Here is a 24,138-nt window from a genome sequence, read left to right on the forward strand (position 1 = left end):
CCAGAAGATACGTCATCCCATTTGAAAATCGCCTGTATGGGTTTTTTTGTAGGAATAATCTTTATTTGCTGTAGGGAATGTCTTTTGCTGGGATTGCAATGAAACTCTCTTGTGCCATGTCAGAAGTGACTGGGCTATTGTGCGTGCTCTAAAAATTCGAACAGCGAAACTGGACTTGCCCATGAATAAAGTGCTGATCGTGGATGATCATCCCGTCATTCGTCTTGCTGTGCGTATGCTGATGGAGCGTCATGGCTACGAAGTCATTGCAGAAACGGATAATGGTGTGGATGCTTTGCAACTTGCGCGTGAACAGATGCCGGATATCGTTATTCTGGATATTGGAATACCGAAACTCGATGGTCTTGAAGTTATTGCGCGTCTGAACTCGACACCCATGCCGTTGAAATTACTGGTGCTGACCTCCCAGGCACCGGGTCATTTTTCAATGCGCTGCATGCAGTCAGGTGCTGCGGGTTATGTATGTAAGCAACAGGATTTGACTGAGTTGCTGAGTGCGATCAAAGCGGTACTGTCCGGCTACAGCTATTTTCCAAACCAGGCCCTGCACACCGTGCGTACCAGTCTTGGTAATGCCAGTGAGGCCGATATGGTGGATCGCCTCTCCGGGCGGGAAATGATGGTGTTGCAGCAATTGGCGCGTGGCAAGACCAACAAGGAAATCGCCGACGGCATGTTTCTCAGCAACAAGACGGTCAGCACTTACAAGACCCGTCTGTTATTGAAGCTCAATGCCCGCTCGCTGGTGGATCTGATTGAATTGGCACAACGCAACGGACTGGTCTGATTATCAGGAATACCGACGGAGCATGGGCCGCTCAGTGTCGGATTCAGCAGAAAGTAAAAAGCCTCCGGTTCGGGAGGCTTTCAAGTGTCAGAGATCAAAATCGTAATCGGCCAACTGCTTTTGCAGTCGGCGCTCCTCAAGCAGGTTATCGATGGTGCGACGTTTACTCAGATTGGTCTTGGCGACCTCGACCACCGGTTCGGCGTCGTCGGTATCCACAACGGTAAAATCTTCATCTACGTCCAGTTGTTCTTTGCTGTCAGTCATAAGGTGAACTCCAGGCTAAGACTGCCTTTGGCGCCCCTTATATCGATATTCCTGCTGCGGGTAAAAAAGATTTTTTCAATCGAAGAATCAATTATTCCAATAGCCAATCAATCGTCCGAGGTTTTGTGTTTGTACTCACACAAATCTTCGATGCGGCAGCTGCCACAGCGTGGCTTGCGCGCCAGGCACACATAGCGACCGTGCAGAATCAGCCAGTGGTGGGAGTCCAGCAGGTAGTCTTTTGGCACAAACTTCATCAGCTTCTTTTCCACTTCAACCACATTTTTACCCGGGGCAATGCCGGTGCGGTTGCTCACGCGAAAAATGTGCGTGTCGACCGCCATGGTCAGTTGGCGAAAAGCGGTATTGAGGACCACGTTGGCCGTCTTGCGACCGACGCCGGGCAGCGCTTCCAGTTCTTCACGCGTCTGCGGGACTTCGCCATTGTGCAACTCGACCAGCATGCGACAGGTCTCGATCACGTTTTTCGCTTTGCTGTTATAGAGGCCGATGGTCTTGATGTATTCGGACAGCCCTTCGACGCCCAGCGCGTGGATCGCCGCCGGGGTATTGGCCACCGGGAACAGTTTGGCCGTAGCCTTGTTGACGCCGACGTCGGTTGACTGCGCCGAAAGAATGACTGCGATCAACAACTCGAACGGTGAGGAATAGGCCAGCTCGGTCTTCGGCTCGGGATTGTCTTCATGAAGTCTGCGGAAAATTTCCAGACGTTTGGCGGCATTCATGGGTGATGTGTTTCCTTGGAGAGAGCGGTCGAGCGGGTCCAGGCTTGGCGGGCGGCGAGCAGTAGTCCGAGCACGATGAAGGCGCCGGGAACCAGGGTGAGCAACTGCAGCCCGTCGCAGAACAGAACCATGCCTTGCCAGTGTTCCGACAGGCCACGGCCGATGTGGCCCTGACCGAACAGTTCACGCAGTACCGCCAGCGCCAGTAGCAGCCCGCTCGACAGGCCAAAAAACGTCAGGCGCAGGCCAAATGCCTGACGAAAGAATCCATTGTATTCCAGCGCTACGCATTGCAAGGCGATCAGCCCGGCATAGATTCCGATTGACTGTTGCCACTGCAACGCCCAGCGCTGCGCGAGGATATTGGCGCAACTGGTCAGGGTGGCGGCCAGCAGCAGACTGGCCAGCATCAGGTTGTTGCCAGACAACCGCGAGCGCAGCGGGCCGATGCATGCGCCGTAAACCACCACCACAACGCTCGACATCAACAGCATGCCCAGCGCGCCAGCCAATGTCGCGCTGGTGCCAAGCAGCAGCATCAGCATCAACGTATTTGTCAGATTCGTTGGCCGGATCATGATCCGCTCCCCAGCAAGGTTGCGCGGTGCTCATCAAAGTAACGCAGGGCGTCATGAATGGCATTGACGGTGGCCCGGGAAGTGACGGTTGCCCCGGCCAGTTGATCGAACTGTCCCTGATCTTTTTTCAGCGCCCAGCCTGCGTCGTCAGGTGAGTTGCGCGACTTGCCGGTAAAAGTCGCCAGCCATTGGTTCGGCCAGTCGCCGATAAGTCCGCCGAGCGCCGGCGTTTCGTTGTGCCGCAGGGTTTTTACCCCCAGCAGTCTGCCGTTGGCATCGATGGCGATCAGCAGTTCGATAGCGCCGGCATAGCCCTCGGTCTGGGTGCGCAACAACACTGCCACTGGCTGACCGGATTTGCTTGCGCGGTAACCTGTCAGCAGCGTGCTGTGGCTCAATGTTGTATCAGTCAGCGCCAGCGGCTGCTCCAGCGGCTGATTGTCGTAGGCATCGGGCGCGATCAGATCCAGCAATTTGCGGCTGTCGAGCAGGCGTTGCTCGCTGGCAATCTGCGGCGCACTGGCGCGCTGCACCACATAAGTCAGGCCGAGACCGGCACCGGCCAGCAGCACAAGCGCCACGAAAGCAGCTGCGCGGCTCATTATTGCACCTGCGTCTGGCGGGCAGCGGCAAAACGTTCCAGCGCTGGCACGCAGAGATTCATCAGCAACACCGCAAACGCAAGACCGTCCGGGTAGCCGCCCCAAGTTCGGATCAGGTAAGTGAGCAAGCCGACACCCACGCCGAACAGCAGTCGGGCCAGCGAACTTTTGGCGCCGGATACCGGTTCGGTAATGATGAAAAAGGCACCGAGCATGGTCGCGCCGCTCAGCAGATGAAACAGCGGCGAGCCGTGGGAATCCGAACCCGAACCGTTCCAGCAGAGCAGGCTGACGACAAACAGGCTGGTCAGCATGCCAACTGGCGCTTGCCAGGCAATCACCCGGCGCTGCAATAAAAACAGTCCACCGGCGAGAAACGCCAGATTGATCCACTCCACGCCGCGTCCACCGAAACGGCCGAACGCCGGATTGGCCGCGAACAATTCATCCATGGTCAGACTTTTGTTGATGCGCAGGCTGTCCAGCGCGGTGGCTTGAACCCAGGCGTCCGGGGCCTGACCCAGATTCAGGACCTGTGCAAAAGCGGCCTGCAGACTCATGCCATGCGCCGGCCAGTGGGTCATTGGCTGCGGGAACAGCAGCATCGCCAGGGCGAAACCGAGCATGGCCGGATTGAACGGATTCTTGCCGATGCCACCGTATAAATGTTTGCCGAACAGCAGGCCCGAAGCCACCGCCGTAACTGTCAGCCACCATGGGCAATAGGGTGGCAGGGCGGCGGCCAGCAGTGTCGCGCTGACCAGTGCGCTGCCATCGCTGAGCGTTGGTTGCAGTGGCTGTCGGTGCAGGCGGGCGACGCCGGCCTCGATCAGCAGCGCGGTGCTCGCCGCCAGGATCAGGTTGATCAACACGCCCCAGCCGTAGAACCAGAACAACGCCAACAGCCCCGGCAGCGTGGCCAGCAGCACCCGCTTCATCGCCTGTTGCAGGCGATCATCCGGTGCTTCACGGGGCGACATGATCTTGCACCTGACGCTCGGCGGCCTGCAGGCGAGCGCGGGCCTTGTCGAGGACTTCGCCCGGCGTGTCGGCGCGGCGTTCGAGTTTGTTCAGGTCGGCGCGGGCGTAGGCCAGTTCGGTTTTCAACTGGCGGAGCTGATTGTCGATCGGGCGCTTTTCCACCCGCACCAGGTCAGGCGCAGGCTGCTCGCTCGCCGTCTCGGCGGCGTGAAGGGCTTGCTCGGCATCACGCAGTGCCTGTTCCAGCGTGGCAATTTGCTCGGCTGGCGCTTCGGCGGTCTGGGCCTTTTTCAATTCGGCGCGCCGCATGGCCAGCTGGATTTTCGCCCGTTTCAGGTCGGCGTCTTTCGCCGGAACCGGGGCCGCAGCGGCTGGAGCGGTGGCGGCGCTGCTTTCGAGTTTCGCCAACGCCTGTTCGGCGGCTTCAAACTGCTGTTGCAACACGATCAGTTGCGATTGCTGTTCGAAGGTCGGCGGATGGCCGAAGGCTTTCAGCGATTTGTGCAATTGCGCGCGGCTCATGGCGACATCGATCTTGGCTTTTTTCAATGCCGCGTCGGCGGTTGCGGCTTTCTGCGCGCGCACCCGTTCCAGAGCGGCTTGCACTGGATCGAGGGTGGCCACCGCCGGTTGCGCTGCACGCTGCGCCCGGGCTTCGCGCTCAGCCTGTTTCTGCTGTTCTTCGCGCTGCAGGCGGGCGTTGCGGCGTTCAAAACGCTGGCGCGCATGATCGCGTTTGGCCGCGCGTGCGCGCAGTTCTTCAAGGCTGGAAGCCAGGCCACCGACCACCGGCAAGGTGCCGAGCGGCAGCGGGTGCATTTCGATGCAGTCCACCGGGCACCGCGCCACGCACAGGTCGCAACCGGTGCATTCGTCGATCAGTACGGTGTGCATCAGTTTCGCCGCGCCGACGATGGCGTCGATCGGGCAGGCCTGGATGCACTTGGTGCAGCCGATGCACTCGGCCTCGCGGATGTACGCCACTTGTGGCGGTGCCGATCCACGGCTGACGTCCAGTTCCAGCACCGGCACGTTCAACAGTTCAGCCAGGGCGGCGACGGTTTCGTCACCGCCGGGCGGGCACTTGTTGATCGGTTCGCCATCGACGATGCCTTGCGCATACGGCTTGCACCCGGGGTGGCCGCATTTGCCGCATTGGGTCTGCGGCAGGAGGGCATCGATGAGTTGAATCAGACTCATGTTTTGATCAGTCCACTGAATCCGAGAAAAATCACTGCGATCAGTCCGGCGCCGATCAGGTCGATCGGCAAGCCGCGAAAGGGCAGGGGAATGTCGTTGTCCGCCGTGCGTTCACGCAAGTCGCTGAACAGGCTCAGTACCAGCCAGAAACCCAGCCCGGCGCCGATGCTCAGCGCTGTTGCTTGCAGCAGGCCGCGATCATTTTGCGCGTTGATCAAGGCCAGCCCCAGTACGCCGGCATTACCCAGCAATAGCGGCCACAGTCCGTCGAACGGCCAGTCTGGCAGCGCACGAGCCAACAGCTTCAGCAGCGGCGCGATCAGCAGTACGCTGAGCGGCAAGAATACAAACAGCTGCAGTGCCTGCAGTTGCAGCGGCACCAGCAGCCAGTGCCAGAGCACGTACCCGATGAAGCCGACGCTCAGCATCAGGCACGCCGTCGCCAACCCCAGCGCATGCACCTGACGCCGACTGCCGGCCAGCAGCGGATCGACGCCCAGCGGCCAGTGCAACACGAAGTTGTTGAGCAGGGCGGCACTGATCAGCGTAAGTGCAAGTTCGGTCATGGTTCTGCCGGCAGCAACGGGCGGGTGTCACTTAAGGTTAGGCATTATCCGGCACCCGCGATGGGTGGGTCAGATATGAAAAATCCCACAGGCCTGCAGAACATGCCTGTGGGATCGTTTCAGCGCTGGGTCTTACTTGATGCGTTGACCCGGCTTGGCGCCGCTGTCCGGGCTCAGCAGGTAGATTTCTTCACCGCCAGGGCCGGCGGCCATCACCATGCCTTCGGAGATGCCGAACTTCATTTTCCGCGGCTTGAGGTTGGCGATCATCATGGTCAGGCGACCGTCGAGTTTCGACGGGTCCGGGTAAGCGCTCTTGATCCCGGAAAATACGTTGCGCTGCTCGTCACCGATGTCCAGGGTCAGGCGCAGCAGCTTGTCCGCACCTTCCACGTGTTCAGCCTTGACGATCAAAGCCACGCGCAGGTCGACAGCAGCAAAGGTGTCGAAGTCGATTTCCGGCGACAGCGGATCCTTGGCCAGTTCGCCGTTGCCCGCAGGCGCGGCAGCGCCAGTGTCGGTCTGGCTGGCGGTCAGGTCTTCTTTCGAGGCGTCGGTCATGGCTTGCACTTTCACCGGGTCGATGCGGGTCATCAACGGCTTGAATTCATTGAGCTGATGGTTGGCCAGCAGCGTGGTGTGGTCGTTCCAGGTCAGCGGGGCGACGTTGAGGAATGCCTCGGCGTCGGCGGCCAGCAGTGGCAGCACCGGTTTGAGGAAGATCACCAGTTGGCGGAACAGGTTGATGCCAGTGGCGCAGATCGCCTGGACTTCATCCTGCTTGCCTTCCTGCTTGTTCAGCGACCATGGGGCCTTGTCGGCGATCCAGGCGTTGGCGCGGTCGGCCAGGGCCATGGTTTCACGCATGGCGCGGGCAAAGTCGCGGGCTTCATAGGCGTCGGCAATGCTTGGCGCCGCAGCTAGGAAGGCTTCGGTCAGCTCTGGCGCAGCATTATTGTCGACCAGCAGGCCGCCGTTGCCCTTGTGGATGAAACCGGCGCAACGGCTGGCGATGTTGACCACTTTGCCGACCAGGTCGGAGTTGACCTTCTGCACGAAGTCTTCGAGGTTCAGATCGAGGTCATCGACGCCACGGCCCAGTTTGGCCGCGTAGTAGTAGCGCAGGTATTCCGGCGACAGGTGATCCAGGTAGGTACGGGCCTTGATGAAAGTGCCACGGGACTTGGACATCTTCTGGCCGTTGACGGTCAGGTAGCCGTGCACGTTGATCCCGGTCGGCTTGCGGAAACCGGCGCCTTCGAGCATGGCAGGCCAGAACAGGGCGTGGAAGTTGACGATGTCCTTGCCGATGAAGTGGTACAGCTCGGCGGTGGAGTCCTTGCCCCAGAACGCGTCGAAGTCCAGCTCCGGCGTGCGGTTGCAGAGGTTCTTGAAGCTGGCCATGTAGCCGATCGGCGCGTCCAGCCACACGTAGAAGTACTTGCCCGGCTCGTCCGGGATCTCGAAACCGAAGTACGGCGCATCGCGGGAGATGTCCCACTGTTGCAGGCCGGCGTCCAGCCACTCGGCGATCTTGTTGGCCACGGCGTCCTGCAAGGTGCCGCTGCGGGTCCAGGTCTGCAGCATCTGCTGGAAGTCTGGCAGTTTGAAGAAGAAATGCTGGGAATCCTTGAGCACCGGAGTGGCGCCGGAGATCGCCGACTTCGGATCCTTCAGATCGGTTGGCGCGTAGGTCGCACCGCATTTTTCGCAGTTGTCGCCGTACTGGTCTTCGGTGCCGCATTTCGGGCAGGTGCCCTTGATGAAGCGGTCGGCCAGGAACATTTTCTTTTCCGGATCGAAATACTGGGTGATCGAGCGCTGGGCAATGTGCCCGGCGTCACGCAGCTTCAGATAGATCTGGCTCGACAGCTCACGGTTTTCTTCGGCGTGAGTGGAGTGGAAGTTGTCGAAGTCGACCAGGAACTCGGCAAAGTCGGCGCTGTGTTCAGCCTGCACGTTGGCGATCAGTTGTTCCGGGGTGATGCCTTCCTTTTCCGCGCGCAGCATGATCGCCGAACCGTGGGCGTCGTCGGCACAGACATAGATGCATTGATTGCCGCGATGCTTCTGGAAGCGCACCCACATATCGGTCTGGATGTATTCCAGCATATGGCCAAGGTGAATCGAACCGTTGGCGTAGGGCAGGGCGCTGGTGACGAGGATCTTGCGTGGTTCGGACATGTGGGGCTTCGCTACTTGATGAAACGGAGGTCGGCCACTATAAAGCGCTGGCGCATATTTTTCACCCTGTGCCGCTGGGTACTTTGAGAGCATTTGTGGCGAGGGGATTTATCCCCGATGGGTGGCGAAGCCGCCCCCAAACCCGATATCAGGGCCTATCAGGTACACCGCGGGTGATGGTTCTGCGACTGCTGCGCAGCCGATCGGGGATAAATCCCCTCGCCACAGGTGCTGACTTGCTCAAGTAATCAGTTCGCCACAAATCTGCGTCCAGCGTACGATACCCGCCATCTTTTCCCAGTCTTGTTATCGGAGTTGCCCATGAGTGCCGTCACTCGCGCAGCGGTGGAAGCCGTCCTCAGCCAATACACCGACCCCTACCTGAACCAGGACCCGGTCAGCGCCGGTTGCGTGAAGCACATCGAGATCGTCGGTGATCGCGTCAACGTGCAGCTGGAAATCGGTTACGCCGCCGGTCTGTTCAAGAGCGGCTGGGCACAGTTGCTGCAACTGGCCATCGAAAATCTTGATGGGGTGACGATCGCCAAGGTCGAGGTCAACAGCGTGATTGCCGCGCACAAGGCCCAGGCGCAGATCCCGGGGCTGGCCAACGTCAAGAATGTGGTCGCCGTGGCTTCGGGCAAGGGCGGTGTGGGCAAGTCGACCACCGCGGCCAACCTCGCGCTGGCGCTGGCCCGCGAAGGCGCCAAAGTGGGGATTCTCGACGCCGACATCTATGGCCCGAGCCAGGGCATCATGTTCGGCATCCCCGAGCGCACCCGCCCCGAGGTCAAGGATCAGAAGTGGTTTGTGCCGCTCAAGGCCCACGGTGTCGAAGTCATGTCGATGGCGTTCCTGACCGACGACAACACGCCGATGGTCTGGCGCGGGCCGATGGTCTCCGGCGCACTGCTGCAACTGGTTACGCAAACCGCGTGGGGTGACCTGGATTATCTGGTGATCGACATGCCCCCAGGTACCGGCGACATCCAGTTGACCCTGGCGCAGAAAGTCCCGGTGGCCGGTGCGGTGATCGTCACCACGCCGCAGGATCTGGCGCTGCTGGACGCGCGCAAAGGCGTGGAAATGTTCCGCAAGGTCAACATTCCGGTGCTGGGCGTGGTGGAAAACATGGCGGTGCACATCTGCTCGAACTGCGGACATGCCGAACATCTGTTCGGTGAGGGCGGTGGCGAAAAGCTGGCGACCCAATACGGCGTCGAACTGCTGGCCTCGCTGCCGCTGTCGATGCTGATCCGCGAGCAGGCCGATGGCGGCAAGCCAACGGTGATCGCCGAACCGGACAGCCAGATTGCGATGGTCTATCAGGAACTGGCCCGCCACGTCGGCGCACGCATTGTGTTGCAGGAAGCGGCAACGCCGGCGATGCCGAATATCAGCATCAGTGACGATTGATAGCCTGAAACACAATCAACTGTGGGAGCGGGCTTGCTCGCGAAGGCGGTGTGTCAGTCGACGAAAATGTTGTCTGACCCACCGCTTTCGCGAGCAGGCTCGCTCCCACATAGGTTTCTGTGTTGGCAGTCAGATCCGCAAACCGCCATCCATCTCCAGAATCCGCCCGGTGTAATAGTCGTTCTCGAAGATGTACGCCGCCGAATGGGCGATCTCTTCCGGCTTGCCCATGCGCTTGAGCGGAATCCCCGAAGTCATCTTCTCCAACGCTTCCGGCTTCATGCCCAGGGTCATCTCGGTTTCGATGAAGCCCGGCGCAATGCCTGCCACGCGAATGCCGTAGCGCGCCAGCTCCTTGGCCCAGGTCACAGTGGCTGCGGCCACGCCAGCCTTGGCGGCAGAGTAGTTGGTCTGGCCGACGTTACCGGCTCGGGAGATCGAAGAAATATTGATGATCGCGCCGCTGTTCTTCAGCTCGACCATTTTCGCCGCCACTTCACGGGTGCACAGGAACACGCCGGTCAGGTTGACGTCGATTACCGCCTGCCACTGGGCCAGACTCATCTTGGTCATTTCGCCGTCCTTGACCTTGAGCAGCAGGCCGTCACGCAGGATCCCGGCGTTGTTGATCAGGCCATGGATCGCGCCGAAATCTTCGGCAACCTGCGCGACCATGTGCTCAACCTGTTCTTCATTGGCCACGTTGCACAGATAGCTGCGCGCCTCGACGCCCTTGGCCTTGCAGGCTGCCACCGCGTCATCGAGTTTTTCCTGATTGAGGTCGACCAACGCGAGCTTCGCGCCTTTGCCGGCGAAATACTCGGCCATGGAACGGCCCAAACCCTGGCAACCGCCGGTGATAATGATTACTTTGTCGTTGAGTTGCATTCGCATGCCCCGATAGCCGGTCTGAGTGGTTTTTGTTATTGGCGACGCTCGATCCGTACCGGTTATGGCCGGATTGCACATGAGCATTGCCCGATGGCGTGACCGGGACTTATCCCCAGGCGCCTGTCCGTTTTTTCGACGGATTCTAATTAAGGAGTCATAAATTGAGCGTTGAAGCGGCCAAGAATGCCCGAGAATTGCTTCTCAAGGAATACCGTGGCGTATTGTCCACCCACTCCAAATCAATGCCCGGTTTCCCGTTTGGCTCGGTGGTGCCGTATTGCCTGGATGAGCAGGGCCGCCCGCTGATCCTGATCAGCCGCATCGCCCAGCACACCCACAACCTGCAGAAAGATCCGAAATGTTCGCTGCTGGTAGGTGAGCGTGAGGCCGACGACGTGCAGGCCGTTGGTCGCCTGACCTACCTGGCCGAAGCGCAGAAGCTCGAAGACCCGGCTGCCATCGAAGCCGCCGCCGAGCGTTACTACCGGTATTTCCCCGACTCGCAGAACTATCACAAGGCCCACGACTTTGATTTCTGGGTGCTCAATCCGGTGCGGCACCGCTACATCGGCGGTTTCGGTGCGATTCACTGGGTCGATCAAGTAACCCTGGCCAACCCGTTTGCCGGCAAGGCGGAAATCAGCATGGTCGAGCACATGAACAGCGATCACGCCAAAGCCATCGCCCACTACGTGGAGCTCAGCGGGTTGCCGAAAACCGTACCGGCGCAACTGGCCGGGATCGACAGCGAAGGCATGCACCTGCGCATCGGTCAGTCACTGTACTGGCTGCCGTTTCCAGCGCCCTGTCATACGCCGATACAAGTGCGCGAAGCCTTGGTTTCTCTGGCTCACGCCGAGGTCTGGCCAAAAAATGCGGTGGCCGACGCTTGAATTCACGAAAGGGCGACGTCATCTAAGGCTTACTGCAAGGCATTTCTTGCGTTGAGGAATCTTTGATGCGCCCTTTTTTGTTGCTCTTTCTGCTGTTTCCGGTGCTGGAGCTGTTCGTATTCGTCAAAGTGGCAGGGGCGATCGGGTTTTTCCCGGCCCTGCTGCTGATCATTCTCGGCTCGATGTTCGGTGTGTTCGTACTGCGCGTCGCCGGTCTGGCCACGGCACTGCGTGCCCGTGAAAGCCTGAATCGCGGTGAGTTGCCCGCACAGACCATGCTTGAAGGCCTGATGCTCGCCTTGGCCGGTGGCCTGTTGATCCTGCCGGGCTTCATCAGCGACGTGGTCGGTCTGGTGATGCTTCTGCCATTCACCCGTCGCCTGCTGGCCAATAAAATGCGTCAGCGCGCCGAAGAACAGGCGATCCGTCAGCGGGCCTTCGCCGACGACCTGCAACCCCGTGGCGGTCCTGCACCGCGCCAGCCTCTGGGCCGCGAGGGTGATGTGATCGAAGGCGAGTTCGAACATCGCGACAGCAAGTAACCCCTGCATCGACACGGCACCTTCGGGTGCCGTTTCTTTATGCGCGGCATTCAAGGGGCAACCGATGAAAAATTTTCTGCCCCCGCCCTTGTAATAAGCTTATGCGCCCTTATGTATCGGTCACCGAAAGGTTTCCGGCATTCAAGCCGGACAGACTTCCGCGGTTTGCTCGACGAACCGCAACCGGCGCAGGCCGGATTTGTTAAACCCGCCGGGACTACACCGGCCGATGAAAACCACAATTAGGAGAGATCGACAATGAAGCTTCGTCCTCTGCATGACCGCGTCGTCATCCGTCGCAGCGAAGAAGAAAAGAAAACCGCTGGCGGTATCGTCCTGCCAGGTTCGGCTGCTGAAAAAGCCAACCACGGTGTGATTCTCGCTGTAGGCCCGGGCAAGGCTCTGGAAAACGGTGAAGTGCGTGCACTGTCCGTGAAGGAAGGCGACAAGGTTGTGTTCGGTCCTTACTCCGGCAGCAACACTGTGAAAGTCGACGGCGAAGACCTGCTGGTAATGAGCGAGAACGAAATCCTCGCTGTTATCGAAGGCTGACACCCCCCGTTCATTTTCCCGTTACTACAAAGTATTTAAGGAATATCGATCATGGCTGCTAAAGAAGTTAAGTTCGGCGATGCCGCTCGCTCCAAGATGCTCAAAGGCGTCAACGTTCTGGCTGACGCGGTAAAAGCGACCCTGGGCCCGAAAGGCCGTAACGTGATTCTCGAGAAGAGCTTCGGCGCTCCGACCATCACCAAGGACGGCGTTTCCGTCGCCAAGGAAATCGAACTCGAAGATCGCTTCGAAAACATGGGCGCGCAGCTGGTCAAAGACGTTGCCTCCCGTGCCAACGATGACGCTGGTGACGGTACTACCACCGCGACCGTTCTGGCTCAATCGATCGTCAACGAAGGCCTGAAAGCCGTCGCTGCCGGCATGAACCCGATGGACCTGAAGCGCGGTATCGACAAAGCGACCATCGCGATCGTCAAAGAGCTGAAAGCCCTGTCCAAGCCATGCGCTGACACCAAGGCTATCGCTCAGGTAGGTACCATCTCCGCCAACTCCGACAACTCCATCGGCGACATCATTGCCGAAGCCATGGAAAAAGTCGGTAAAGAAGGCGTGATCACCGTTGAAGAAGGCTCGGGCCTGGAAAACGAACTGTCGGTTGTAGAAGGCATGCAGTTCGACCGTGGCTACCTGTCCCCGTACTTCGTCAACAAGCCGGACACCATGGTTGCCGAGCTCGACGGCCCGCTGATCCTGCTGGTCGACAAAAAGATCTCGAACATCCGCGAAATGCTGCCAGTGCTGGAAGCCGTTGCCAAAGCCGGCCGTCCACTGCTGATCGTTGCCGAAGACGTTGAAGGCGAAGCCCTGGCGACTCTGGTCGTGAACAACATGCGTGGCATCGTCAAGGTTGCAGCCGTCAAGGCTCCAGGCTTCGGCGACCGTCGCAAGGCCATGCTGCAGGACATCGCCGTTCTGACCGGCGGTACCGTGATCTCCGAAGAGATCGGCCTGAGCCTGGAAAGCACCACCCTGGAGCACCTGGGTAACGCCAAGCGCGTGACCCTGTCCAAGGAAAACACCATCATCGTTGACGGTGCTGGCGTACAAGGCGACATCGAAGCACGTATCGCTCAGATCCGCGCCCAGGTTGCCGAGACTTCCTCGGACTACGACCGTGAAAAATTGCAAGAGCGTCTGGCCAAGCTGTCCGGCGGCGTTGCAGTGATCAAGGTTGGCGCTGGTTCCGAAGTTGAAATGAAAGAGAAGAAGGCCCGCGTTGAAGACGCCTTGCACGCAACCCGTGCAGCCGTTGAAGAAGGCGTGGTACCTGGCGGTGGCGTTGCGCTGATCCGTGCTCTGGAAGCCCTGACCGAACTGACCGGCGACAACGCTGACCAGAACGTCGGTATCGCTGTACTGCGTCGCGCTGTTGAAGCGCCGCTGCGCCAGATCGCTGCCAACTCCGGCGACGAGCCAAGCGTAGTCGTCAACGAAGTGAAGAACGGCAAAGGTAACTTCGGTTACAACGCTGCTTCGGGCGAATACGGCGACATGATCGAAATGGGCATCCTGGACCCAACCAAGGTAACCCGTTCCGCTCTGCAAGCTGCAGCCTCGATTGGCGGTCTGATCCTGACCACCGAAGCGGCTGTTGCTGATGCACCGAAGAAAGAAGGTGCAGCTGGCGGCGGTATGCCAGACATGGGCGGCATGGGTGGCATGGGCGGCATGATGTAAGCCAGCCTTACCCCTGTAACGAAAAACCCCGCCTGCGATGAGCAGGCGGGGTTTTTTATTGCGCGGACTCCAGGCTTCACACCATCCCCTGTGGGAGCGAGCCTGCTCGCGAAAGCAATCACCCCGTCACTACAGCTGTGACGCATGCACAGCATTCGCGAGCAGGCTCGCTCCCACATTGGGATCTGGATTTCCTGTGATAACCGGTTGCGCAAAAAAAAGCCCCGGTGCATCAGCCCGGGGCGTTTCTATTGACGGTTACTGCTCGCTGACCTGGACAGTGCTGTCCTTCGCCGGCTTCCAGCTCAACAACTGCTGTTTGAAGCCATAACTGGCCGCCTGGTAATACGCAATGGCCCGGCTGACCAGCGGATCGTCGCTGGTAACTCGCGATTCACGGCTCTCGGTCAACGCATCGTCATGCCGGCGCAAGCCCTGGCGCGGGCTGAGGATCGCCAGATCCTTGCCATCAAACAGACCCAGGTGCTGGTAGTTGCCGACCACCACGCGCGGTGGCAACGGGTTGTCCTGCAACAGGTTGCGACCAAAGAACGTCGAGGTGTAATCCAGGTTGAGCAAGCCCAGCAGCGTTGGGGCCAGATCGATCTGGCTGGCCAGTTGCGCGCTCTCGCGAGCTTCGATCATTTTCGGCGCGTAGATGAACAGCGGAATCTGATAGTTGCTGATCGGCAAGTCTTCCTTGCCGGCGCTGCCCGCGGTGTGGTCGGCGACGAAGATGAAGATCGTGTTGTCGAACCACGGCTTCTGCCGCGCCTGGCCCAGGAACTGACCAATCGCATAGTCGGTGTACTTCACCGCACCATCACGGCCGTTGCCGGATTTGATGTCGATTCGATTGTCCGGGTAGGTGTAAGGGCGATGGTTGGAGGTGGTCATCAGTTGCAGCAGGAACGGTTGCTGTTTGGCGTAGTCGGCATCCGCCAGTTTCAGAGTCTGGCGGTACAGATCTTCGTCGGCCATGCCCCAGGCGTTCTTGAAGTGGATCTCGGCTTCATCGACGCTGCTCTGGTCGACGACACGATAGCCGTTGCCGCTGAAGAACGCGTTCATGTTGTCGAAGTAGCCGCGTCCGCCGTAGACGAACACGCTGTCGTAACCCACCGCGCTCAACTGCTGGCCAAGGCTGGCGAAACCGCTTTCACGGCCGATGCGTTTGACGATCGAGCGGCCCGGCGTCGGCGGGATGGCCAGGGTGATCGCTTCCAGACCGCGATCGGTGCGGGTGCCGGTGGCGTAGAAGTTGTTGAAGTACAGGCTCTGCTTGCGCAACGCGTCGAGGTTGGGCGTCAGGTTGCGACCGTCGCCATTGCTGCCCAGGTACTTGGCGCTGAGGCTTTCGATGGTCACCAGCACAATGTTTGGCTTGCGCGGGGTGCCCGGGTTGTCGATAACCCGGCGAATGTCCTGTGGATCCTTGCCAATGAAGCGCGCGTCGCTTTCGCTCAGCTCGGCGCGGATCTGGCTGGCGACTTTTTCCGCCGGCAGGCTCTTGTAGAACTGGGTGTAGTCGAGTTCATTGTTACGGAACGCGGCGAAGAACTGATACGGACCGTTGCTGGCCAGTTCGTTCTGGTAGGCGTTGCCGCCCTGGGCACGCGGGGCGTCCTGGCTGAGCAGTTGCAGGCTGAGGCCCGCGACGATCAACAGGCCCAAGGCACTGAGCAGACGTCCGCGCAGCGCTGGCAGCGGGGCATTCATGGCGGCATTGAACGGCTTGCCCAAGGCAAAGCTGATCACCACGGCCAGTACCGCGAGGAGGCTCAGCAGTTTGCCGATCGGGTACGACTCAAGGACGTTGTTCAGCACTTCGTCCGAGTACACCAGGTAATCGACGGCGATGAAGTTGAAGCGCACGCCGAACTCGTCCCAGAACAGCCATTCAGCCACTGCCACGAACAGCATGGCGAACAGGCTGACTGTCAGCAGGGCGCGCAGAAACCCGCGATGTCCACGACGCCGCCACAGGCCCGGCGGGCAGAGCAGCAGGTACAAGCCCATCGGCAATGCCGCATAGGCAAGGAAACCCAGGTCGTACAGCGCGCCGATGCCGAACACCGACAGGGCGAAGCCGCCGGCCTCATCCAGGTGAGTCAGCAGCAGTACCGCTCGAGTCAGAAGAAAGATGACCAGCCAGGCGCCGGTGATGAGCAGCAGAAAGCGCACGGGCGCGGTCTTGAGAAGGTCCATTGTCTAGTTTTCCTTATATCAATGGCGCGCGAGTTTCGCGGCGTCACTGTAGTCAGGTTGTGAATCGATAGTGAAAACTTTGTTAAACATTTAATTTGCCTGGGCAAATTGATTTGCACACCTGTCGGCCCTAGCCCTGAACCGGCGTTGGCCTTAAGCTGCGCGGGCCATGACGGCCGTCACTGTGTACGGAGGAGATGCCAATGCGAATTCTATTGGTCGAAGACAACCGCGATATCCTGGCCAACCTGGCCGATTACCTGGGGCTCAAAGGCTATACCGTCGATTGTGCCCAGGACGGCTTGTCGGGCCTGCATCTGGCTGCCACCGAGCATTACGACCTGATCGTGCTCGATATCATGCTGCCGGGGATCGACGGCTACACCCTGTGCAAGCGCCTGCGTGAAGATGCCCGGCGCGATACGCCGGTGATCATGCTCACCGCCCGCGATCAACTGGACGACCGTCTGCAGGGCTTCAAGTCCGGGGCCGACGATTATCTGGTCAAACCGTTTGCCCTGTCCGAGCTGGCGGCGCGGGTCGAGGCGGTGATGCGCCGGACTCAGGGTGGCGGACGCCGTGCGTTGCAGGTCGGTGATCTGACCTATGACCTCGACACCCTCGAAGTGACCCGCGAAGGCAAATTGCTCAAGCTCAACCCGGTCGGCCTCAAGCTGCTGGCAGTCTTGATGCAGAAGAGTCCGCATGTCCTGCGCCGGGAAATTCTCGAAGAAGCGCTGTGGGGCGATGACTGCCCGGACAGCGACAGCCTGCGCAGCCACGTCCACCAATTGCGTCAGGTGATCGACAAGCCATTTGCCAAGCCGTTGCTGCAAACCGTGCACGGCGTGGGTTACCGCTTGGCCGAGGGGCGTGATGGAGTTTAAGCAAAGCCTTTCCCAGCGGATCATCATCGCCTTTGCGCTGATGAGTGCGCTGGTGGCCGGGGCCTTCGCCATGGGCATCGTGGCGACCGTGCACCTGGTGGAGGAGAAACTGATTTCGGCGGGGCTGGGCGGCGACCTGCAGCGTCTGCTGCTGATGGACAACGTATCGGACTGGAGCCATCGCCCGGAACCGGACCAGTTGTTCTATTTCAGCGGCGGACCGGGTGATTTCGAGCTGCCCAAGGATCTGCGTCACCTCGATGCGGGGTTCCACGAAGTGTTCCGCGAGCAGCTGTCGTATCACGCGATGGTCGAGATCGTCGACGGTCGGCGCTACGTGCTGCTGCAGGATCAAAGCGATTTCGAAGAGCGCGAGCGCGTGCTGTTTGCCGTGGTGCTGGTGGGCTTTGTGCTCAGTCTGGCGCTGGCGGTATTCCTCGGATGGGTGCTGGCGCGCAAGGTCATGGCGCCGGTGGTGCGCCTGGCACGGCAAGTACGGCATCGCGATCAGTTGCTCGGTCTGGCGCCGCCACTGGCGCCGGACTATGCGGCTGACGAAGTCGGCGAACTGGCGGTGGCGTTCGATGCCACGCTGGGGCGCCTGCGTCAGGCACTGACTCGGGAGCGGCTGTTCACCAGTGACGTCAGCCACGAGCTGCGCACACCGTTAATGGTGCTGGCGAGTTCCTGTGAACTGCTGCTGGAAAATCCGGGGCTGGATCAACGCGGTCGTGCCCAGGTCGAGCGCATCGCCCGCGCCAGCGAAGAAATGCGTGAACTGGTGCAGACGTTCCTGATGCTCGCCCGCGCCCAGCGTGAAGACGCCGGTTCGGCACCGCAGCAGAACATCAGTCAGGTGGCCGATGGCTTGTTGAGTATCTGGCGTGAACCGATCGAATCGAAAGGGCTGCAGCTGATGTTCGAGCCGGGCAATCCGCCGGACACTCGCTTCAACGCGACTTTGCTCAGCGCCGTCATGGGTAACTTGCTGCGCAATGCCTGTCACTACACCGAGCACGGATTCATCCGCCTGACGCTCAACGACAACGGCTTCGTCGTCGAAGACTCGGGCGTCGGCATTCCCGAGGAAAAACGTGAGGCCATGTTCCAGCCCTTCGTGCGCGGCAATGAGAAGCGCGGCGAAGGCCTGGGCCTGGGCTTGTCGCTGGTGCAGCGGATCTGTGAAAACCAGGGCTGGGAGGTGACGTTGAGCACCATGCAGCCCAATGGCTGCCGCTTTGAGGTGACGCTGGGGCAGCGTTGAACCCCAAACCCAAGCGGCCGCGCCCTGAGTGCTGGTATTTGATGACGCCTTCGCGAGCAGGCTCGCTCCCACAGATATCTGCGGTACAAAGGTGGGAGCGAGCCTGCTCGCGAAGGGGATTGAACGGCAGTATTGAATCATCAGTGGCCGCCGGATTCAGCTGATGGCCCCGCGCTATTGCTTTCTCCCTGTAAAACCCTGTAATAGTTTGCCGGTTTACCTGACGTAATTTTCACAAAGGGACGACCTGACGCTGACATGCCACTACCTATGGTAGGGGCATCAGTTATTCAGGAGTCCTGAAATGAGCAGTCCGATCAAGCTCGATTTTTCCGAAAAGTATGATGACCAGCACGCACAAAAATATTTGCGCAAGCACCAGGACGGTCTCGGTCGTCGGTTGTCACATTGGCGGGACGAGCAACTGGCCCGCAAGGCGTTGACGCTGGCGGGCGAGCCGGGGCTGGTTCTGGATCTGCCGTGTGGTGCAGGGCGTTTCTGGCCGTTGCTGGCGGAAAAACCCAATCGGGTGATCATTGGCGCGGACAATTCCGAGTCTATGATCAAGACCGCGATGCAGGCGCAACCGGCTGATGTGGTGAAACGGGTACAACCTTTGCACACGTCTGCGTTCGACATTGCCTTACCTGATAACGCCGTCGACAGCATTTTCTGTATGCGTTTGCTGCATCACATCGGTGAAGCCGAACATCGGCGGACGATTTTGCGCGAATTCGAGCGTGTCACCCGTGACAGCGTAATCATTTCGTTGTGGGTGGACGGTAATTTCAAGGCCTGGAAACGCAAACGCGCTGAACAGCGCCGTGGGCAGGAAGGTTACCAAAACCGGTTTGTGTTACCGGCTGTGACAGTAGAAAAAGAGTTCGAAGACGCAGGTTTTCGCATTCAGGAACAACTGGACTTCATTCCGCTGTATGCCATGTGGCGGGTTTACGTATTACGCAAGAGGTAACAGGATGGCGGTGCAAATAGCAGCAGAAACGGAAGTCGCTCCCCAGGATCGCTTCGACTACTACTGGAACCAGCGCGGTGAATGGGTGGAAGAACCCAACGTGCGCCGTGGCGGGGAAAGTGGTGTGCAACGAGTCGTGGGCCGTGACGGCCAGTTACTGTATGCCAAGCGCCAGACCGGACATATCTATCGCAGTTGGCTGCATCCTTTCGGCCGGCCGACAGTCTTGCGAGAGCTGGATGCCCTGACCGGTGTCAGCCGCCTCGGTGTACGCGTCCCGCAAATCGTCTTCTGCGGCGCGCAGCCCGATCCGCAACACAAGTGGCGTGCGCTGCTGGTGACCAAGTCGCTGGACGGTTTCGACGAACTCGAGAAGTGGGAAGCCGCCGGTGGCCGTGCCCAGTATGGCGAAGCGGTTTACGAGCGCGTTCTCAAAGACCTGGCTGAAAACCTCGCGCGCATGCACAAGGGTCGTTGGCAGCACAGCTGCATCTACATCAAACACGTTTTTGTACGGGTGACCGGCGAAGGTGATTCGGCCCAGGTCGAAGTGGCATTGATCGATCTGGAGAAATGCCGTCAGCGTCTGACCGCTTATCGCGCGGCCTCCCATGACATGAAGCAATTGCGTCGCCATTCGTCGTTCAGCGATACGGACTGGAAAAAACTCGTCTACTTTTATGAGACGGCGTTTGGCAGCGCTATCAAAGGTTTATAGCGATGAAACTCGAAATTGCACGAGGTTTGTTTTTGGTTGGAGCCTTGGCAGTTGCTTCATTGGCGGTGGCGGCCTGGGAGCAGCCCCGCATGCAGGTGATCGGTGCTACCACAGGCGATGCTCACTGCGCAGTACCACGGGTGGCGAAAGCCTCCGTGGCGACTAAACCTGACCATGATCTGTTGTTGTTCATGTTCGGACTTTCTCAAGGGATGAGGCCACAGAGTTGAACCGATTGAAGCCAAAATGAAAGGCCTCGCAGATGCGAGGCCTTTTTTATTGCGCGTGTTCCAGGGATCACACCATTCCCCTGTGGGATCGGCGAAAGATGGAGATTGGTGGCTGGCCGCGATCAAGGGTGGGAGTGGGCTTGCTCACGAAGGAGCCGGCACATTCAGCATTGCTGTTGACTGACCTGACGCTTTCGCGAGCAAGCCCGCTGCCACAGGGGACTGTGGTGGATGAAGGATTGGGGGGCTTGCCGCGATCAAGGGTGGGAGTGGGCTTGCTCACGAAGAGGCCGGCACATTCAGCATTGCTGTTGACTGACCTGACGCTTTCGCGAGCAAGCCCGCTCCCACAGGGGACTGTGGTGGATGAAGGATTGGGGGGCTTGCCGCGATCAAGGGTGGGAGTGGGCTTGCTCACGAAGGGGCCGGCACATTCAGCATTGCTGTTGACTGACCTGGCGCTTTCGCGAGCAAGCCCGCTGCCACAGGGGACTGTGGTGGATGAAGGATTGGGGGGCTTGCCGCGATCAAGGATGGGAGTGGGCTTGCTCACGAAGGGGCCGGCACATTCAGCATTGCTGCTGACTGACCCGACGCTTTCGCGAGCAAGCCCGCTCCCGCAGGGGACTGTGGTGGATGAAGGATTGGGGGGCTTGCCGCGATCAAGGGTGGGAGTGGGCTTGCTCACGAAGGGGCCGGCACATTCAGCATTGCTGCTGACTGACCTGACGCTTTCGCGAGCAAGCCCGCTCCCACAGGGGACTGTGGTGGATGAAGGATTGGGGGGCTTGCCGCGATCAAGGATGGGAGTGGGCTTGCTCACGAAGGGGCCGGCACATTCAGCATTGCTGTTGACTGACCTGGCGCTTTCGCGAGCAAGCCCGCTGCCACAAAGGTAAATCGCTGTTATTTCGGATCGGGTTTCGCCAATAGGGTGTAGATGCACGGCAGCACAAACAGCGTAAACAACGTCCCGATCGACATCCCCGTTGCAATCACGGTGCCGATATCGAACCGGCTCACGGCGCCCGCACCGGTCGCCAGAATCAACGGCACCATGCCGAACACCATCGCCGCCGTGGTCATCAACACCGGGCGCAAGCGGATTGCCGCCGCTTCCTCGACCGCTTCGCGCGCGGTCAGGCCCTTGTCCTTGCGCAGCTGGTTGGCGAACTCGACGATCAGGATCCCGTGCTTGCTGATCAGCCCGATCAGGGTCACCAGTCCGACTTGGGTGTAGATGTTCATGCTCGACCAGCCAAGGAACAGCGGAATCAACGCACCACAGATCGACAGCGGCACCGTCACCAGAATCACCAGCGGATCACGGAAACTCTCGAACTGCGCCGCCAGCACCAGGAAAATGATCGCCAGCGCCAGGGCGAAGGTTACCCACAGAGCGCTGCCTTCCTGCACGTACTGGCGCGAGGCGCCGCCATAGTCGAAGGCAAACCCGGCTGGCGCTTCCTCCCGGGCGATCTGCAGCACGGTGTCGATGGCCTCGCCCATGCTGACCAGCGGGAATCCGGAAATCTTCGCCGCGTTGAGTTGCTGGAACTGGTTGAGCTGGCGCGGTCGCGCCCGGTCGCTGACCTTGATCAGGGTCGACAGCGGCAGCAGCTCGCCTTGGGTGTTCTTCACGTAGTAGTTGTTCAGCCAGCCGGGGTTTTCGCGGTACGGTCGCTCGACCTGGGCAATCACCTTGTAACTGCGGCCTTCGATGGTGAAACGGTTGATTTCCGCCTCACCCAGCAGCGTCGCCAGGGTGCCGCCCAGATCCTGCATCGACACGCCCATCTGCGCGGCTTTGGCACGGTCGATATCGACGACCACTTCCGGCTTGTCGAACGCCAGATCGAGGTCGACGAAGGCGAACTTGCCCGACTCCATCGCACGTTTCTTGATCCGGTCGGCCACTTGCAGCAGCAATTCGTAGTCGTTGGCGGTATTGACCACGAATTCGAACGGCAAACCTTCACCGGTGCCGGGCAAGGAGGGCAGGTTGAAACCGAAAATCTGCAGGCCGGGGATACTCGCCAGTTTGCCTTGCACCTCGGGCAGGATCTGCATCTGCGTGCGGCTGCGCTCGTTCCACGGCTTGAGCAGGAAGCCACCGATGCCCGCCTGCACGCCGTTGTAGCCGTTGATCTGGAACGAGGAGTAGTACTCCGGAAACTCCTTGAAGATCTTGATGAATTCGTCGGTGTAAGTGCTCAGGTAATCGAGGTTGGTCGGCTGGGGGGCCGTGGCCATCATGAAGATGATGCCCTGATCCTCGTCCGGCGCCAGTTCCGACTTGGTGAACTTGAGAAACACCGGGATCAGGCACAACACGATCACCGCGAACACCAGCACCACCGGCCGCGTGTTCAATGTGCCGTGGAGCATGCTCTGGTAGCGGCGCTTGAGACCGTCGAAAATGCGGTCGAGGCGGTGCGCCAGGCCACTGGGGTTTTCTTCGTGGCGCAACAGCAGGGCGCACATCATCGGCGACAGGGTCAGGGCGACGATCCCGGAGATCACCACGGCGCCGGCCAGGGTCAGGGCGAACTCCTTGAACAAGGCCCCGGTCAGCCCGGTGAGGAAGCCGATCGGCGCATACACCGCCGCCAGGGTGATGGTCATCGACACCACCGGCATGGCGATTTCCCGCGCACCTTCCAGTGCGGCCTCCAGCGGCGTCTTGCCTTCCTCGATGTGTCGGTGAATGTTCTCCACCACCACAATCGCGTCATCTACCACCAGACCGATGGCCAGCACCATCGCCAGCAGGGTCAGGAGGTTGATCGAGTAGCCCATCATCTGCATGAAGAACATCACGCCGATCATCGACAGCGGGATGGTCACCACCGGGATCACCACCGAGCGCAACGCGCCGAGGAACAGGAACACCACGACGATCACGATCAGCACCGCTTCAAACAGGGTTTTCACCACTTCGTCGATCGAGGCCTGAATGAACTGGGTGGCGTCGTAGGCAATCTCGCTCTTGAGGTTGGGCGGCAATTGCGCTTCCAGCTCCGGCATCAGCTTGCGTACTTCCTTGATCACGTCCAGCGGGTTGGCCCCGGGTGTGGCCTTGATGCCGATGTACACCGACGGCGTGCCGCCGAACGAGCTGATCGAGTCGTAGTTTTCCGCGCCCATCTCGACCCGCGCGACATCGCTGAGCAGCACGCGGCTGTCGCCATTGACCTTGAGCGGAATCGCCGCGAAGGCTTCGGCTGATTTCAGTTCGGTGTTGGCGTTGATGCTGGTGACCACGTACTCGCCCTTCACCTCGCCGGCGGCGGAGAGGAAGTTGTACTGGCGCACCGCGTTGGTCACGTCGCTGGCGCTGAGGCCGAAACCGGCGAGTTTCACCGGGTCGAGCCACAGGCGCATGGCAAACACCTGATTGCCGAGAATCTCCGCCTCGGCCATGCCCGGCAGGGTCGCCAGTTTCGGCTGGATCACCCGCGACAGGTAGTCGGTGATCTGCGGGTTGCTCAAGTCCTTGCTGAAGAAGCTGATGTACATCAGCGCCGAGGCGTCAGCCGACTCCTTGCTCAGTACCGGGTCTTCGGCGTCCTGCGGCAGTTTGTTTTTCACCTCGTTGGCCTTGGCCAGCAGCTCGGTGAACAGACGATCGGTATTCGAGCCGATGCGCGCGTAGATCGAGATCACCGAGAAGTTCTGCCGGCTGACCGAGGTCATGTAGTCGATGCCTTCGGCACTGGCCAGGCTTTGCTGCATCGGTTGGGTGATGTAGCCCTGAATGGTCTCGGCGTTGGCCCCGGGGTAGGCGGTGGTCACCGTGATCAGGGCGTTTTCCATTTGCGGGTACTGGCGCAGCGGCAGCTTGCTCCAGGCCTGGAAACCCAGCAGCACAATCAGCAGGCTGACCACGGTGGCGAGCACCGGGCGGCGGATGAACGGATCGGTAAAAGCCATG

At 59.9% G+C, this 24,138-nt stretch carries 22 protein-coding genes; 11 read left to right on the forward strand and 11 right to left on the reverse strand.

Annotated elements, in window-relative coordinates:
* The first annotated feature begins 181 nt into the window (after positions 1-181).
* Positions 182-808: a response regulator gene (locus tag ACM6I7_RS22405; protein WP_414889308.1), complete on the forward strand. Its 627-nt coding sequence runs from the start codon at positions 182-184 to the stop codon at positions 806-808.
* 87 nt (positions 809-895) lie between these two features.
* Here ACM6I7_RS22405 and ACM6I7_RS22410 read toward each other — a convergent pair whose 3' ends face one another.
* The 8 genes from ACM6I7_RS22410 to metG all read right to left on the reverse strand — a co-directional run bounded on the left by ACM6I7_RS22410 (position 896) and on the right by metG (position 7,932).
* A complete protein-coding gene (locus ACM6I7_RS22410) occupies positions 896-1,075 on the reverse strand; it encodes a PA3496 family putative envelope integrity protein (RefSeq protein WP_027612063.1) in 180 nt (59 codons plus the stop codon).
* A 107-nt stretch (positions 1,076-1,182) separates the two neighbouring features.
* The gene (gene nth / locus ACM6I7_RS22415) at positions 1,183-1,821 is read right to left on the reverse strand and encodes an endonuclease III (RefSeq protein WP_003227707.1); all 639 of its coding nucleotides are present in this window, start codon (positions 1,819-1,821) and stop codon (positions 1,183-1,185) included.
* The gene (locus ACM6I7_RS22420; RefSeq protein ID WP_414889309.1) at positions 1,818-2,399 is read right to left on the reverse strand and encodes an Rnf-Nqr domain containing protein; all 582 of its coding nucleotides are present in this window, start codon (positions 2,397-2,399) and stop codon (positions 1,818-1,820) included. The genes nth and ACM6I7_RS22420 overlap by 4 nt, the downstream gene beginning before the upstream one ends.
* Positions 2,396-3,001, reverse strand: a complete 606-nt coding sequence (locus tag ACM6I7_RS22425; protein ID WP_333988609.1) for an RnfABCDGE type electron transport complex subunit G — start codon at positions 2,999-3,001, stop codon at positions 2,396-2,398. The genes ACM6I7_RS22420 and ACM6I7_RS22425 overlap by 4 nt, the downstream gene beginning before the upstream one ends.
* Complete coding sequence (locus ACM6I7_RS22430) at positions 3,001-3,981, reverse strand: RnfABCDGE type electron transport complex subunit D (RefSeq protein WP_414889310.1); 981 nt, start codon at positions 3,979-3,981, stop codon at positions 3,001-3,003. Before ACM6I7_RS22430 ends, ACM6I7_RS22425 begins: the two co-directional genes overlap by 1 nt.
* Positions 3,968-5,182: an RnfABCDGE type electron transport complex subunit B gene (locus ACM6I7_RS22435; protein ID WP_414889311.1), complete on the reverse strand. Its 1,215-nt coding sequence runs from the start codon at positions 5,180-5,182 to the stop codon at positions 3,968-3,970. The genes ACM6I7_RS22430 and ACM6I7_RS22435 overlap by 14 nt, the downstream gene beginning before the upstream one ends.
* Positions 5,179-5,748: an electron transport complex protein RnfA gene (locus tag ACM6I7_RS22440; RefSeq protein WP_103367379.1), complete on the reverse strand. Its 570-nt coding sequence runs from the start codon at positions 5,746-5,748 to the stop codon at positions 5,179-5,181. Before ACM6I7_RS22440 ends, ACM6I7_RS22435 begins: the two co-directional genes overlap by 4 nt.
* A gap of 132 nt (positions 5,749-5,880) precedes the next feature.
* On the reverse strand, positions 5,881-7,932 hold the full coding sequence (metG, locus tag ACM6I7_RS22445) for a methionine--tRNA ligase (protein ID WP_115988997.1): 2,052 nt from the start codon (positions 7,930-7,932) through the stop codon (positions 5,881-5,883).
* A gap of 321 nt (positions 7,933-8,253) precedes the next feature.
* Between metG and apbC the strand changes: the two genes are divergently transcribed.
* Entirely contained in the window at positions 8,254-9,348 is a 1,095-nt protein-coding gene (gene apbC, locus ACM6I7_RS22450; protein ID WP_027612056.1) for an iron-sulfur cluster carrier protein ApbC, read from the forward strand.
* A 129-nt stretch (positions 9,349-9,477) separates the two neighbouring features.
* On the opposite strand, the gene ACM6I7_RS22455 is transcribed toward apbC, so the two are convergent.
* On the reverse strand, positions 9,478-10,236 hold the full coding sequence (locus ACM6I7_RS22455; RefSeq protein WP_016773416.1) for an SDR family oxidoreductase: 759 nt from the start codon (positions 10,234-10,236) through the stop codon (positions 9,478-9,480).
* A gap of 164 nt (positions 10,237-10,400) precedes the next feature.
* Here ACM6I7_RS22455 and ACM6I7_RS22460 point away from each other — a divergent pair, with 164 nt between their 5' ends.
* The 4 genes from ACM6I7_RS22460 to groL all read left to right on the forward strand — a co-directional run bounded on the left by ACM6I7_RS22460 (position 10,401) and on the right by groL (position 13,924).
* Positions 10,401-11,132 (forward strand): HugZ family protein, encoded by a 732-nt coding sequence (locus ACM6I7_RS22460; RefSeq protein ID WP_414889312.1) that lies wholly within the window; start codon positions 10,401-10,403, stop codon positions 11,130-11,132.
* Positions 11,133-11,197: 65 nt separating this feature from the next.
* Positions 11,198-11,674: an FxsA family protein gene (locus ACM6I7_RS22465; protein ID WP_096795133.1), complete on the forward strand. Its 477-nt coding sequence runs from the start codon at positions 11,198-11,200 to the stop codon at positions 11,672-11,674.
* A gap of 258 nt (positions 11,675-11,932) precedes the next feature.
* Positions 11,933-12,226: a co-chaperone GroES gene (locus ACM6I7_RS22470; protein ID WP_007916610.1), complete on the forward strand. Its 294-nt coding sequence runs from the start codon at positions 11,933-11,935 to the stop codon at positions 12,224-12,226.
* Positions 12,227-12,277: 51 nt separating this feature from the next.
* Entirely contained in the window at positions 12,278-13,924 is a 1,647-nt protein-coding gene (gene groL / locus ACM6I7_RS22475) for a chaperonin GroEL (protein ID WP_039765873.1), read from the forward strand.
* A 258-nt stretch (positions 13,925-14,182) separates the two neighbouring features.
* Here the strand turns inward: groL and ACM6I7_RS22480 are convergent, their stop codons facing one another.
* Complete coding sequence (locus tag ACM6I7_RS22480) at positions 14,183-16,132, reverse strand: LTA synthase family protein (protein ID WP_414889313.1); 1,950 nt, start codon at positions 16,130-16,132, stop codon at positions 14,183-14,185.
* Between the two features lie 203 nt (positions 16,133-16,335).
* Between ACM6I7_RS22480 and ACM6I7_RS22485 the strand changes: the two genes are divergently transcribed.
* From ACM6I7_RS22485 to ACM6I7_RS22505, 5 genes are all read left to right on the forward strand, one after another.
* Positions 16,336-17,019 (forward strand): response regulator transcription factor, encoded by a 684-nt coding sequence (locus ACM6I7_RS22485; protein ID WP_025111688.1) that lies wholly within the window; start codon positions 16,336-16,338, stop codon positions 17,017-17,019.
* A complete protein-coding gene (locus tag ACM6I7_RS22490; RefSeq protein ID WP_096795131.1) occupies positions 17,009-18,283 on the forward strand; it encodes a sensor histidine kinase in 1,275 nt (424 codons plus the stop codon). The genes ACM6I7_RS22485 and ACM6I7_RS22490 overlap by 11 nt, the downstream gene beginning before the upstream one ends.
* Positions 18,284-18,587: 304 nt before the next feature.
* Positions 18,588-19,256, forward strand: coding sequence for a class I SAM-dependent methyltransferase (locus ACM6I7_RS22495; protein ID WP_027612050.1), 669 nt, complete (start codon positions 18,588-18,590; stop codon positions 19,254-19,256).
* Positions 19,257-19,260: 4 nt separating this feature from the next.
* Positions 19,261-19,974: a lipopolysaccharide kinase InaA family protein gene (locus tag ACM6I7_RS22500; RefSeq protein WP_096795130.1), complete on the forward strand. Its 714-nt coding sequence runs from the start codon at positions 19,261-19,263 to the stop codon at positions 19,972-19,974.
* 2 nt (positions 19,975-19,976) lie between these two features.
* A complete protein-coding gene (locus ACM6I7_RS22505; protein ID WP_025111684.1) occupies positions 19,977-20,204 on the forward strand; it encodes a hypothetical protein in 228 nt (75 codons plus the stop codon).
* Between the two features lie 906 nt (positions 20,205-21,110).
* Here ACM6I7_RS22505 and ACM6I7_RS22510 read toward each other — a convergent pair.
* Positions 21,111-24,137 carry a multidrug efflux RND transporter permease subunit gene (locus ACM6I7_RS22510; protein WP_097086029.1) on the reverse strand — a complete coding sequence of 1,009 codons (3,027 nt, stop codon included), beginning with the start codon at positions 24,135-24,137 and terminating at the stop codon, positions 21,111-21,113.
* Position 24,138 lies beyond the last annotated feature (1 nt).

Source organism: Pseudomonas sp. IT-93MI4 (assembly GCF_949767635.1).
GTDB classification, from domain to species: Bacteria; Pseudomonadota; Gammaproteobacteria; order Pseudomonadales; family Pseudomonadaceae; genus Aquipseudomonas; species Aquipseudomonas putida_A.

Excerpts from the sequence above, each read along its gene's own strand:
- ACM6I7_RS22410 (WP_027612063.1), bottom strand. The coding sequence starts at position 1,075 with ATGACTGACAGCAAAGAACAACTGGACGTAGATGAAGATTTTACCGTT.
- ACM6I7_RS22435 (WP_414889311.1), bottom strand. The coding sequence starts at position 5,182 with ATGAGTCTGATTCAACTCATCGATGCCCTCCTGCCGCAGACCCAATGC.
- groL (WP_039765873.1), top strand. The coding sequence starts at position 12,278 with ATGGCTGCTAAAGAAGTTAAGTTCGGCGATGCCGCTCGCTCCAAGATG.
- nth (WP_003227707.1), bottom strand. The coding sequence starts at position 1,821 with ATGAATGCCGCCAAACGTCTGGAAATTTTCCGCAGACTTCATGAAGAC.
- ACM6I7_RS22455 (WP_016773416.1), bottom strand. The coding sequence starts at position 10,236 with ATGCAACTCAACGACAAAGTAATCATTATCACCGGCGGTTGCCAGGGT.
- ACM6I7_RS22490 (WP_096795131.1), top strand. The coding sequence starts at position 17,009 with ATGGAGTTTAAGCAAAGCCTTTCCCAGCGGATCATCATCGCCTTTGCG.
- ACM6I7_RS22430 (WP_414889310.1), bottom strand. The coding sequence starts at position 3,981 with ATGTCGCCCCGTGAAGCACCGGATGATCGCCTGCAACAGGCGATGAAG.
- ACM6I7_RS22485 (WP_025111688.1), top strand. The coding sequence starts at position 16,336 with ATGCGAATTCTATTGGTCGAAGACAACCGCGATATCCTGGCCAACCTG.
- ACM6I7_RS22480 (WP_414889313.1), bottom strand. The coding sequence starts at position 16,132 with ATGGACCTTCTCAAGACCGCGCCCGTGCGCTTTCTGCTGCTCATCACC.
- ACM6I7_RS22495 (WP_027612050.1), top strand. The coding sequence starts at position 18,588 with ATGAGCAGTCCGATCAAGCTCGATTTTTCCGAAAAGTATGATGACCAG.
- metG (WP_115988997.1), bottom strand. The coding sequence starts at position 7,932 with ATGTCCGAACCACGCAAGATCCTCGTCACCAGCGCCCTGCCCTACGCC.
- ACM6I7_RS22470 (WP_007916610.1), top strand. The coding sequence starts at position 11,933 with ATGAAGCTTCGTCCTCTGCATGACCGCGTCGTCATCCGTCGCAGCGAA.
- ACM6I7_RS22405 (WP_414889308.1), top strand. The coding sequence starts at position 182 with ATGAATAAAGTGCTGATCGTGGATGATCATCCCGTCATTCGTCTTGCT.
- ACM6I7_RS22420 (WP_414889309.1), bottom strand. The coding sequence starts at position 2,399 with ATGATCCGGCCAACGAATCTGACAAATACGTTGATGCTGATGCTGCTG.
- ACM6I7_RS22425 (WP_333988609.1), bottom strand. The coding sequence starts at position 3,001 with ATGAGCCGCGCAGCTGCTTTCGTGGCGCTTGTGCTGCTGGCCGGTGCC.
- ACM6I7_RS22505 (WP_025111684.1), top strand. The coding sequence starts at position 19,977 with ATGAAACTCGAAATTGCACGAGGTTTGTTTTTGGTTGGAGCCTTGGCA.
- ACM6I7_RS22510 (WP_097086029.1), bottom strand. The coding sequence starts at position 24,137 with ATGGCTTTTACCGATCCGTTCATCCGCCGCCCGGTGCTCGCCACCGTG.
- apbC (WP_027612056.1), top strand. The coding sequence starts at position 8,254 with ATGAGTGCCGTCACTCGCGCAGCGGTGGAAGCCGTCCTCAGCCAATAC.
- ACM6I7_RS22465 (WP_096795133.1), top strand. The coding sequence starts at position 11,198 with ATGCGCCCTTTTTTGTTGCTCTTTCTGCTGTTTCCGGTGCTGGAGCTG.
- ACM6I7_RS22440 (WP_103367379.1), bottom strand. The coding sequence starts at position 5,748 with ATGACCGAACTTGCACTTACGCTGATCAGTGCCGCCCTGCTCAACAAC.
- ACM6I7_RS22500 (WP_096795130.1), top strand. The coding sequence starts at position 19,261 with ATGGCGGTGCAAATAGCAGCAGAAACGGAAGTCGCTCCCCAGGATCGC.